At 54.3% G+C, this 12,888-nt stretch carries 6 protein-coding genes and 1 pseudogene; 6 read left to right on the top strand and 1 reads right to left on the bottom strand.

Annotation, left to right across the window (positions count from 1 at the left end; genetic code table 11):
- Nucleotides 1–8: 8 nt before the first annotated feature.
- Nucleotides 9–512 carry a hypothetical protein gene (locus IAD09_05315; protein ID HIT81638.1) on the bottom strand — a complete coding sequence of 168 codons (504 nt, stop codon included), beginning with the start codon at nt 510–512 and terminating at the stop codon, nt 9–11.
- 140 nt (nt 513–652) lie between these two features.
- Between IAD09_05315 and IAD09_05310 the strand changes: the two genes are divergently transcribed.
- From IAD09_05310 to IAD09_05285, 6 genes and pseudogenes are all read left to right on the top strand, one after another.
- Nucleotides 653–2,650 carry a TonB-dependent receptor gene (locus IAD09_05310; protein HIT81637.1) on the top strand — a complete coding sequence of 666 codons (1,998 nt, stop codon included), beginning with the start codon at nt 653–655 and terminating at the stop codon, nt 2,648–2,650.
- 170 nt (nt 2,651–2,820) lie between these two features.
- A complete protein-coding gene (locus IAD09_05305) occupies nt 2,821–3,621 on the top strand; it encodes a tRNA 2-thiocytidine(32) synthetase TtcA (GenBank protein HIT81636.1) in 801 nt (266 codons plus the stop codon).
- 28 nt (nt 3,622–3,649) lie between these two features.
- Complete coding sequence (locus tag IAD09_05300) at nt 3,650–4,018, top strand: DMT family protein (GenBank protein ID HIT81635.1); 369 nt, start codon at nt 3,650–3,652, stop codon at nt 4,016–4,018.
- A gap of 89 nt (nt 4,019–4,107) precedes the next feature.
- Nucleotides 4,108–6,282 (top strand): right-handed parallel beta-helix repeat-containing protein, encoded by a 2,175-nt coding sequence (locus IAD09_05295; protein HIT81634.1) that lies wholly within the window; start codon nt 4,108–4,110, stop codon nt 6,280–6,282.
- Nucleotides 6,283–6,517: 235 nt separating this feature from the next.
- Nucleotides 6,518–10,774 (top strand): response regulator, encoded by a 4,257-nt coding sequence (locus IAD09_05290; protein HIT81633.1) that lies wholly within the window; start codon nt 6,518–6,520, stop codon nt 10,772–10,774.
- Between the two features lie 183 nt (nt 10,775–10,957).
- Nucleotides 10,958–12,370 (top strand): annotated as a pseudogene (locus tag IAD09_05285) (pectate lyase).
- Nucleotides 12,371–12,888 lie beyond the last annotated feature (518 nt).

Here is a 12,888-nt window from a genome sequence, read left to right as displayed (position 1 = left end):
TTTTTTTTTTAAATCTCGCCATTCTCGTCGCCGGATTCTATGGAGAGCGCCAGTTTCTCAAAGGCCAGGCAGGCGGCCTCATCGGGAAAAGCCCCCTTGGGAAGATAGAGGAAGGGCGGGTCTTCGTCGCCGAGCGAGAGCAGGTAGTAATGGCGTTTGGAGGTGCAGGTCGAGAACGATTCCCACGGATAGTAGAGCGACAAGCCGTCGGGATAGGTAAACACGATTCCCCCCTCGTCGACAGTGGCGGTGTGCTCCCGCAGGACACGCCGCTCGTCGGGACGGGTGAGACGTGTCACAAAGAAATGGAATATCACCGCCGGAATGAGAGCGAAGAAAAGAATCACGGCCACATACACGGCGTTGACGGTAAAATAGCCCAATCCCACAAAAAACGAGATGATGACAATGCCCCAGGCCCAGTTACGGCGCAGGAACGCGCCGAGCAGCAAGCGCAGATAAAGACCGGCCGGCATCATAAACGACTGCGTCACAATATTTTGCTTAGACATGACAGATACAGGTTTTCACATTGGGGAAGTAAAGATAACGATTTTTCGGAGAATATGTCCTACTTTTGCGCCCGAAACAGCCGGGGCGGAGCAAGCCCGCCGGCCGACTGTAACAAACCTAAACAATCCATATTTTCAAGATGAAAAAACATTCTGCATCAAGACCCGCCCTCTGCCCGCAACGGTGGAGGAGATGGAGCCGAAAAAACTTCGGCGCCTTTGCGAGCCTCCACAAGGAGGTCGTCATCGGAGTCCTCTCCTGCTCGATGTCGCTCGTCTTGCTCTCAACACCGACCGAAACATTCGCCCAGCAGTTCGATACCGACTCGGTAAAGGAACTCGACATCAGCGAAGTGGTGGTGACGGGGAATATCCTGCCCCCGACCCGCACGGCGGTGTTGCCCATACCTGTTCTCGACAGAAACGAGGCGGCGGTCGCTCCGCTGCAAAGTATCGAGGCTGCCTTGCGGCTCTGCCCTTCTGTCGATTTGCGGGAAAGGGGGAGCAAAGGCGTACAAGCCGACATCTCCATACGGGGAGGCTCTTTCGACCAAACCATCATCCTGCTCAACGGCATCGACTTTTCCGACGCCCGCACCGGACACCAAAGCCACTCCCTGCCTATCGACCTCGACATCGTATCGGACATTGCCATCGAAGACGGCACGGCCGGCATCGGCGCTTTTGCCGGAGCCGTGAATATCCGCACCCAACCGCTGCGCCCCACCTATGTGCGGGCCGAAGCCTCGGGCGGACAGTATGGCTATGCCTATGGCAACCTCTCGGGAGCCGTGACAAAAGAGCGGTTTACCCTGTTTGGCGCCGGGTCCTACCGGGCCTCGGACGGATATACCCACAACACCGATTTCCAAAACTACAATGCCTTCGTGCGGGCCGGATACGACAGCCGACAGGCCGGCTACTTCGACTTCCAGTCGGGCTGGCAGACCCGGCACTTCGGCGCCAACGGATTCTATTCGCTGAAATATCCCGACCAATACGAGGCCACCCGCACCTTCCTATCCTCCCTCCGTTGGCAAAAAAGTTTTGGACGTTTCTTCATAGAGTCGAGCATCAGCTACCGCAAGAACTTCGACCGCTTCGAGCTGGTAAAGGGTTCCCCCTCGACCGTACCTTACAATTACCACAATACCGACCGTCTGGGGCTGGCTCTCCGGGCCGACTACTCGTGGCTGTGGGGAAAGACATCGCTGTATGCCGATTATCGTTATGACCATCTTTTGAGCTCGGTACTCGGCGAGCCCCTCGCCAACCCCCGCAGGGTCAAAGGGGAAAGCGACGTCCTCTACACCAAAGGGGAAAAGCAGAACAGCGGAGATGTGCGCGTGCGACACGTCAAACAATGGAGGCGTTTCGACATCGAAGGGTCGGCCGGTTGCGTGTTCTCCCCCGGAGAAGCGACCCCGGTATGGAGCCTCTCGGGCGGATACCGGCCCGTCGACGGCCTGCACATCGGCGTAGCCGCCGTGCAATCGATGCGGTTGCCTTCGTTTACCGACCTCTACTACACGACAACCGGATATATCGGCAACCCCTACCTCAAACCCGAAAGGGCAACGACATACCGGGTGCGCGGCTCCTACGAAAGGGGGCGGTGGAGAACCTCGGCCGAGGTATATTTCCGCGACGGGCGTGACATCATCGACTGGGTGCAGAAGAGCGCCGACAGCGAATGGGAATCGTTGCAGCTGACCCGCCTCCGCACCTTAGGCGTCGAATGGACGGGCGGATACTATGGGCGGGGATTCCTGCGACAAGCCACCCTCTCCTATGCCTACATGACCACCGACAAACAGAGTGGCGACTACATCTCGAAATATGCCCTCGACTACATGCGTCACAAAGCCATGGCCACGGTGAGCGTGCATTTCCTGCGGTACATGACCCTCACCCTCACGGGGGGACTCTATGACCGCAACGGCAACTACATCGACGCGGCCGGGCAACGGGTCGGATACGACACCTATGCCCTGCTCGACGCCCGCCTCTCCTGGCAGCGGCACCACCTGCGCGTCTACCTCGACGGCAACAACATCACCGCCACCCGTTATTGCGACTTCGGCGGCTTGAAGATGCCCGAAGGGTGGTTCAGCGGAGGCATCGTCGTCACCTATTGAACCGCGGCGCAAGGCACACGCCGGGGAGCGAACGGAGCTTGCACGTTCGCTCCCCGTTTTTTTTGAGCCATGATACTGTGGCAGAGCAATCGCCGCCGCACAAAAAAGAGTCGGCAAGCCGACAACGATATGAAAAAATGCGTACTTTTGCAGCCGCAAAACCGAGAGCCATGTCCCTCCCCTCATCGACCGAACGAAACCAACTGCTACAACGCCTCGACCGCCTCGTAAAAAAGGCCATCGAAGACTACGGCCTCATCGACGAGGGCGACCACCTGCTCATCGGCCTCTCGGGGGGGAAAGACTCGCTGGCGCTGGTCGAACTGCTGGGACGACGCTCCCGCATCTTCGCCCCGCGGTTCACCCTCACGGCCGCCCACATACGCATGAGCAACATCGGTTACCACAGCGACACGGCGGCTTTGCGCGAACATTGTGCACGGTTCGGCATCGAATATGTCGAACGGGAGACCGCCTTCGACCCGTCGAGCGACCGGCGCAAGGCCCCCTGCTTCCTCTGCTCGTGGTACCGGCGCAAGGCGCTCTTCGACATCGCCCGGGAAAGAGGGTGCTCCAAAATCGCCCTCGGCCATCACCAAGACGACCTCTTCGAGACGCTGCTCATGAACATGGCTTTCCAAGGCTCCTTCGCCACCATGCCGCCCCGCTTGCAGATGGAGAAATTCGACATGACGATAATCCGCCCGCTCTGCCTCATCGCCGAAAACGACCTCTCGGAACTGAGCCGCACGGGAGGGTACCCCCGGCAAGAAAAAAACTGCCCCTACGAGCACGCCTCCCACCGTCGCGAGATACGCGGCATTCTGCAACAACTGCAAGCCATCAGCCCGCAACTGCGCGGCCACTTGTGGAACAGCATGAGCCACATACAAGAGGCGTATCTGCCCCGACCGTACCGCGCCCGCAAAGAGGCAGGAAACGCCCCCGACCTCTTTCCCGAAAATCTTTGAATACCCATTTTATAATACCCCTTAAACCATGCAAGGAATTTACTCTGTACTGCTGCTCGTCGTGTCGAACATATTCATGACGTTTGCCTGGTATGGCCACCTCAAACTGCAAGAGATGAAACTCATATCGAACTGGCCGCTCTTCGGTGTGATACTGCTCTCGTGGGGCATCGCCCTGTTGGAATACTGCTTCCAAGTACCGGCCAACCGCATCGGATTCCAGGAAAACGGAGGCCCCTTCACATTGGTACAACTCAAAGTGATACAAGAGGTTATCACCCTCACGGTTTTTGCCGTCTTTTCGAGCCTGGCCTTTCACAACGAGTCGCTGCAATGGAATCACCTCGCCGCCGCCGTGTGCCTCGTTCTCGCCGTCTATTTCGTCTTTATGAAATAATTATTTTGCCTCACCACTTGCATTTTTGATTTTTAATCATTACCTTGGGCGGACTTTTCCTTCCACAATCCATTAAAAATCAAAATGCTATGATGAACACCAAACTTCTCTTGCCGGCACTACTGCTGTCTGTTGCCACCTTCTCCCCGGCACAGACCACCATACAGGACGCCGGAGGGTGGTATGAGTCGGGTTATGTAACCTTCTCTCTGGTCGATGATGCTGCCTCTTACCACGTTTATTACCAAAACGGAGAGAACGACTACCAGAAAATCGACGACCAGTTGGTGCGCAACTATGGAGAGTATGGCCGTGCCGATGCCATGGGCATACCCGCAGGAACTTACCGATTCAAGGTCGTGCCTGTCGACAGCGACGGAACCGAGATGGAAACTCTGGCCGCCGAATCTTCCTCTTGCGAAGTGAGAGCCCATGACCGCACGGGTTATGCCTTCTTCAACGGGAAAACACCCGGAGCCTACAACGCCGACGCCAGCCTGAAAGCCGGTACCGTGGTGCTGTACCTCACCGAAAACAACAAAAACACCCTTACCCTGGACGTAACCACCAGCTCGAAAGGGGCCGTAACCACCTGCACCGGCTTGCAGGAGATACTCTACGGGTATAAGAAAGGATACGAGTCGCGTCCGCTTCTGATACGGGTCATCGGGCAGATTACCGACCCGGCCGTGACCGACAAGGGCGACATCGTCATCGACCTGAGCAACAAAACGGCCTGCCCGGGCATCACCATCGAAGGGGTGGGCAATGACGCCACGCTCGACGGGTGGGGCATACGCATCAAAAACTCCTCTTCCATCGAAATCAGCAACCTCGCCACCATCAACTGCGACAGCGACGAGGGCGACAACATCGGTCTGCAACAAGACAACAGCTACATCTGGGTGCATAACTGCGACTTCTTCTACGGCCACGCCGGTAGCGACGCCGACCAAGTGAAAGGTGATGGCGCCCTCGACTGCAAGAAGTCAAACTATGTCACCTTCTCCTACAACCACTTTTGGGACAACGGCAAGTGCAACCTGTTGGGACTAAGTGGCGAAAACGACCAAATGTATATTACCTACCACCACAACTGGTATGACCACAGCGACAGCCGCCACCCGCGCATACGCTCCTACTCCTGCCACGTCTACAACAACTACTACGACGGTTGCGCCAAGTACGGCGTAGGCTCCACCATGGCATCGAGCGTATTTGTCGAGAACAACTACTTCCGCAACACCAGCAAGCCCATGATGATTTCGATGCAGGGCACCGACATTGTCTCGGGCGCGGGCACATTCAGCGGCGAGACCGGCGGCATCATAAAAGCCTACGGAAATGTCTTTGCCGAGAAATCGTCGAGTTTCCGCTTCGTCACCTACCAAGAGAACAACGTCGAATTCGACGCCTACGGCGCCACGACGCGCGACGAACAGGTACCGGCTGCCGTAAAAACGAAACTGGGCGGCACCTCCTACAACAACTTCGATACCGACCCCTCGCGCATCTACACCTACACGCCCGATGCCGCCGAAGACATTCCCGCCCTCCTGTCGGGCCAGTACGGTGCCGGGCGCATGCAACACGGTGACCTGCAATGGACCTTCAACAACGCCGTAGACGACAAGAGTTACGACGTGAACAGCGCCCTGAAAGCCGCCGTGACCGGATACCAAACCAGCCTCGTGGGGCTCTTCACCGATAGCGGCGACCAAGGCAGCGGTGGCGGAGAAGGTGGCGATGGCGAAGAAGAGGGCGGCGATACGCCGATAATCCCTTCCGACGGATATGACTGTCACTTCACCGGCATGACCCCGTCGAACGGTTTCTATACCTTCACCTCCTGCAACTACTCCAACTCCAAAGGTTCTGCCACGGTCAACGGCACCACCTACACCGAGTGCTTGAAGATGGAATCATCGACCCAAGTCTCCTTCACCACCACCGAAGAGATGACACTCACCCTCGTCTTCAACGACGGGTCGTCGCCCAACATCAAAATCGATGGCGTGAAAGTATCGGCCACCTCGGGCAGCATCATCACCCAGACCCTCCCGGCCGGAACCCACACACTGACCAAGGCCGACCAGAACTTCCTCTTCTACATCACGCTCACCTCCACGACGAGCAGTGGCATCGACGAAGTGAAAGCCGACCTCCGCAACGATGCGATTTACGATTTGCAGGGACGTCGCGTTACCCACATGCAACCGGGCAACATCTACATCACAAAAGGGCAAAAGTTCTTATATAAATAGTCCGCACCGAAAAGCAGGCGGCTTGCTCCCCGAGAGAGCAACCGCCTGCTTTTTTTGAAAGAAACAACGGCACCGGGATCATTTGCTCCCGGACATTTGCATTTTTTCTTGCAAGTTTCAAGACCATTTATCAAGAATCTTTAAAACAGACTTGCTTTTCTTTTTCCTCTTTTCCTATCTTTGTAAAGATTAACCAATCGAGTACCTCTTGCCGCCTGAAAAACCATACCGTGAAATGTCGTTCCGAAAACTCATCCTTCTTCTTGCCATCTTCACGCTGACAACCGTCCGGGGAGAAAGCCTTCTCAATGTCAGGCATTACTCTCTCGAAGATGGATTGTCGCAAAATACCATACAAAGCATCTTGCAAGACGACAAGGGATATATATGGCTGGCCACATGGAACGGACTGGAACGATTCGACGGATACAGCTTCAAAAACTACAAATCCTATCCCACCGACAGAGTGCGGTTGAGCTACAACCGCATCACCCATATCGAGAAAGGGTTCGGTTCGCACATTTGGTGTCAGACGTTCGGCGGCCACACCTACCTGTTCGACAGCGATACCGAGCAATTTCTCAACCCCCTGTCGGAGCAAGGCGATTTCATTTCAGGAAAATCCCCCCGCATTTTCCCTTTGAAGAAAGGCGTCACATGGGTGGTTACCCCCAATGGGAAACTATATCGCGTCGACGAAAAACGATTGACAGGAAATGCGGCCTCAGAGACATGTGAAAACATAGAGACATTGCCCAACGACATTTACACCATTGCCGAAGACGCAGAAGGGCAGGAATGGATACTCACCCGAAGCGGAACATACATATACAACCAACCGTTCGAAAGCCAAGAGACATTCCGCCACTTTTGCCTTGTAGACAGCACCGCATTCTTAGCCTCCGCCGACGGAAGACTTTTCTCATATACCGCAGGGAACAAATTACAAGAATGCCGCCTGCCGGCATCATTCCGATACATTGATGGGCTCTATGCATTGCAAGAAGGGACATTGTGCATCGCCACTCCGCGGCTGTTGCTTCTACGGGAGAAAGATGGCCGATTTGCTTCGATAGGCGCACCAGACGAAACATCGTGGCGCATCAACCGCCTCCATCAATCGCAGGACGGGGCAATATGGTTCTTCGACGGCTTTGAGAAGATATGGCGCATCGACCCGTCGGACAAACAGGCTCGCCCCGTAAGCTACGCGCATGAGTCACAAAAAAGAATCCGCTTCATACACGAAGATGCTTTCGGCGGCATCTGGATACAACCTTATTATGGAGCTTTTTCCTACTACGACCCGGGAACGAATACACTGAAACCTGCTTGGCTGACACGCAACGGCCAGAAAGCCTCATATCAGGCAGCAGGCTACGAATATCTCGTCGACAACCACAAAAATCTATGGCTGTGCGCCGCAGAAGGTTTCGACTGTCTGACATTCACGCCGCGCCGTTACACGCTTCTCGGCGAGAAAGAGTATGGAATAGAGGGTTTGGTGCGAGGTCTTCTCATCGACCACGAAGGACGGCTATGGTGTGCCACCAAACAAGGCACCATCTCATTATACGATACTTCGAACCGGTATATCGGGAACCTTACCCGACAAGGTGAAATCGTACCCAATCGCCACGCCGTCTTCGGCTCCAATGCCTACACGCTTTTTGAAGACTCCTTGCAAAGAATATGGATTGGATGCAAAGACGACGGCTTGTTCATTGCCACCCCGCTGAACGGGGGAAGATACCGGATACGGCATTACCGGCACAACGACAAAGAGCCATACAGTCTAAGCAACAATTCGGTCTACGACATACGCACCGACAAGCGGGGACGAATATGGATAGGCACCTATGGCGGGGGACTCAATCTCGTGGAAAACTCCACCACGCAACCCCTCCGTTTCCTGCACGGAGGAAACAAACTGAAAACCTTTCCACCGGAAGCCGTCAAAATACGGCACATCTGTCCCACCGACAGCGATGTGATACTGGTAGCCACAACCGGAGGATTACTCACTTTCGACAGTCGCTTCGCAAATCCCGAAGGACTGACATTCCATCTCAACCGAAGCCGACAGAACCAGGCATCGAGCCTCAGCAACAACGATGTCATGCATGTGTACCAACGGGCCTGCGGCGACCTCTACGTCGTTCCGTACAGCGGAGGCATCAGCCGCATCGTCTCCGACAACCTGCTCTCGGACAGTATCGAGTTTGAACACTTCAACAAAAGAAACGGGCTGCCTTCCGACCTCACATACGCCATAACCGAAGCCGGCGACAGCATTCTGTGGATTACATTCCAAAACGGAATCTGTCGCTACGACCCGCAAACTCACGGCATCGAGACATACGACCGCTTCAACCTCTCCCCTCTGACCATCAGCGAAGTACCGCCTGTCATCGACAAGCAGGGCAGACTCTATGTGGGAACCGCCTATGGAACATTATGTCTCGACCTCGGCAAAATAGGGAAAAGCGACATCGTGCCACCCCTCGTCTTTACACAAATGCAGATTCCAGGCACAGACGGGCACGACATCATCAAACCCATCATCGGCGATACACTCACGTTGTCGCCGCGGGAACGGAACATTTCGCTCACGTTTGCCGCTCTCGACTACACGGCCTCCGCAGCCATACAATATGCCTACCGGATAAAAGAGCGAAGCGACACATGGAACAACCTATCCGACAACCGCACCGTAAGTTTCGCCGGCCTTCCGGCAGGAGAATGGGACCTGGAAATCCGTTCGACAAATGGAGACGGCGTCTGGTGCAACAACAACCGCACCCTGCACCTCTCGGTCACCCCCACATTCAAGGAAACGCCATGGGCCATACTGTTGTATGTTTGTGCCGGTATACTGCTGGCGCTGCTTATCTCGGGCATATTCATTTATATAGCCAATCTGCGCCGCAGCATCACCATCGAGCAACAGGTAACCCAACTTAAATTGAAATTCTTTACCGACATCTCGCACGAGCTGCGCACCCCTCTCACCTTGATTGCGGCTCCACTCGAAACGACCTTGCGGCAAGACAACCTGCCGGCCGATACCCGCAACAACCTCCGCATCGCCCAACGCAACGTGCACCGCATGTTACAACTCATCAACCAGATTCTCGATTTCAGAAAGGCACAAAACGGCAAAATGGAATTGCACATCACTCGCGTCGACTTGTGCGAACTATCGCGGCACACCTACGAATCGTTTGAATATCTGGCTCGAAAGAGACACATCGACTACACGTTCACGGTGAGCGAGTCTCCGATTTTCGGGTACACCGATGCCGACAAGGTCGAAAAAATACTGTTCAATCTGCTCTCCAACGCATTCAAATACACACCGGAAGGAAAACACATTGGCGTGTCGCTCCAAACAGCCGACAACAGACTTTTTATCACCGTACATGACGAAGGGCAAGGCATCGCCCCCGAAAAAATAGGCAAAATATTCAACCGATTCGAGACATTGGGCAACCCCGGCAACATTCTTTCCTCCGGCATCGGATTATCTTTGGTACAAGAACTTATACAGATTCTGCATGGGGAAATTCAAGTCGAAAGTTCCTTGGGAAGAGGCAGCTCATTCCGTGTCACCCTACCCATATCGGCATCGAGCTATCCGAGCGTCCGACTCTCCGACATTGTCACCGAAGAGCGGGCCGACCTGCCCCGTGAAGAAGATATAACCGGGAAAAGGGAGGGCGGCGACGAGTCGATACTTATTGTTGAAGACAACGACGAACTACGGCATTTCATCAAATACGTCTTACAAGACGACTACAACATCATTACGGCTTCCAACGGAAAAGAAGGTCTCGACAAAACACTATCTGACCAACCGAGCCTCATCATCAGCGACATTATGATGCCCGTCATGGACGGCATCGAATTTCTCAATGCCGTAAAACAAAACAACGACATCTCCCACACGATGTTTATCTTGCTCTCGGCCAAGACATCGGTCGAAGACCGCATAAAAGGATTAGAGTATGGCGCCGACGACTACATCACCAAACCATTCAGTCCATCATACCTGAAAGCTCGCGTGCACAATCTGCTGCAAAAAAGACGCGGATTAAAAACGTGGTACCTGCATCAGACCGACGAAAAGGCACACCATCAAGCGACCTGCCAACTCACCCGCTTCGACGACGCCTTCATACGGGACATCATTCAAGAGATTGAAAACAATATCCAAAACAGCGATTTCAAAATCGAAGACCTGGCCGATACCCAACACATAAGCCGCACGGTATTTTATCGGAAAATAAAATCACTTACCGGAAGTTCTCCCATTGACCTTGTGCAGGAAATCCGCATAAAGAAAGCCATTGATTTTTTACAGAAAGGGAACTTGCGCGTCTCAGAAATCGCGTACCGCTGCGGCTTCTCCTCCCCCCAATATTTCAGCCGCGTATTCAAAGAGAAGACAGGTCAATCTCCGACGGAATACAAAGGTGGAAAAAATGACTAAGCGGGAGACATATTTGTCTCCATGAATCTTCACTCTTCGCGCTTTTGAATAAATTATACAAGCAATAAACCAATTATTGCAAGTGCGGCATTTGTTTTTACCCGAAATTAGCCATGTCGTAATTTCCACGGCAACAAGCTCACCCGGCCCCACAGACTAATATCTCAAACAAATACCATGAATATGAAAAAGCAGTACATTATCTTATGCCTTCTCCTCCTGTGGACGGCAATTATCCATGCACAAGTTCCTGCCTTCCCGGGAGCCGACGGTTACGGACGTTACACCTCGGGAGGACGTGGAGGAACAGTCTACTATGTAACATCTCTCGAAGACACCGACACCCCGGGCACCTTGCGTTATGGAGTAACCCGGCTCTCCAAAGCCACGATACTCTTCAAGGTATCGGGAACGATACAACTCAACAGCAGCCTCAACATCTCGGGGAGCAACCTCACCATCGCCGGGCAAAGCGCTCCGGGCGACGGCATCTGCCTGGCCGGATATCCCGTGTCGATATCGGGCAGCAACATTATCGTCAGATATATGCGATTCCGCATGGGCGACTGGTCATTATCGGCCGAAGAGGCCGACGGAGCCGATGCTTTCGGCGGACGTTTCTGCAACAATGTCATCGTCGACCACTGTTCCATCTCGTGGTGTACCGATGAGTGCGCCTCATTCTACGCCAACTACAATTTCACGATGCAATGGTGCATCATCTCCGAGAGCCTGCGCATGAGCCTGCACTCCAAAGGACCGCACGGATACGGCGCCATTTGGGGCGGTATCGGGGCTTCCTATCTGCACAACCTGCTCATACACCACGACAGCCGCACCCCGCGCCTCGGCACGGGAAACCTCGGTACACCCTCCGACCACATGACCGACATGCGCAACAACGTCATCTATAATTGGAGCGGAAATGGTTGCTACGGTGGTGAAGGCATGACCGTAAACATGATAAACAACTATTACAAGCCCGGACCGGCCACCACGACAAGTTCGAAAAACCGATTCATAGGCATCGACGACGCCACCAGTACCGACGGAACCACAGCCATTTGGGGGAAATACTACATCACCGGAAACTACAACTCGGCTTATAGCAATATCAATAGCGACAACTGGGACGGTGTCGTCATCAACACCTCCTCGCTCATCGGAGGCAAACCCTCAAAAGCCGACCTCAAATCGGATTCAGAACTGGGAGAAACCCCACTATTGCACCAACATACCGCCGAGGGGTGTTTCCTGCCGGTGCTCAACTATGCCGGCTGCTCCCATCGCCGCGACGCCATCGACACCCGACTCACAACCGAATGCCGCACCGGAACAGCCACATACAAAGGAGAATCGGCCAATAAAGGGGGTATTATCGACAAACTCGAAGACTTGATGCCGGCCGATGCGGGCAGTGACTGGTCGCCCTGGCCCGAACTGAAAAGCCAAACGCCGCTGGCCGACAGCGACAACGATGGCATGCCCGACAACTGGGAAATCAGAAACAGTCTCGACCCCGAAAATGCCGAAGACCGCAACACCCGCAACGACGAAGGCTACACCATGCTCGAAGTCTACCTCAACAGTCTCGTGGCCGACATCACCGAGGCTCAATACCAAGATGCCGAGGTGGTAGGCAAACCGGGCGAACCGTATGTTCCGGGTGGCCTCTCGACCGACATTACGGTGTCATGGAGCATGAATAGCGGCAAAGAGGGTGAAGCAGCCACGACAACGAAAAACGGCATCGTCGCACGGAGCGAATACTCCACCGCATCGGAAATGAGACAATACAGCACCCGGCAGACTTTCGGGAAAACATTCACGACATTCCAACCCACCATCGAATATAAGACACCCACCTCGACAAGTGCCATATACTTCGACATCGACCTCGAAGAGGGCGTCACTTTCCGCCCCACCGAAATAGAGATTACGGCCGTGCGTTACGGCACCAGTGGCGGATATCTCGAATTGGCCTGGCTGAGCAGCGATGGAGAAGAAGTCATATTGGGAACCGGAATCCATGCCGGTTCGGACAAGGAAGATGAATCGTTGTCAACGACCAAAATCGACTTAAACGGGCTCGTCATACCGACCTCGACCGGAAA

This window comes from Candidatus Caccoplasma merdavium (genome assembly GCA_018715595.1).
Taxonomy (GTDB): Bacteria; Bacteroidota; Bacteroidia; order Bacteroidales; family UBA11471; genus Caccoplasma; species Caccoplasma merdavium.
The sequence above is the reverse complement of the archived record's forward strand: the minus strand, read 5'-3'. Positions and strand labels throughout refer to the sequence as shown.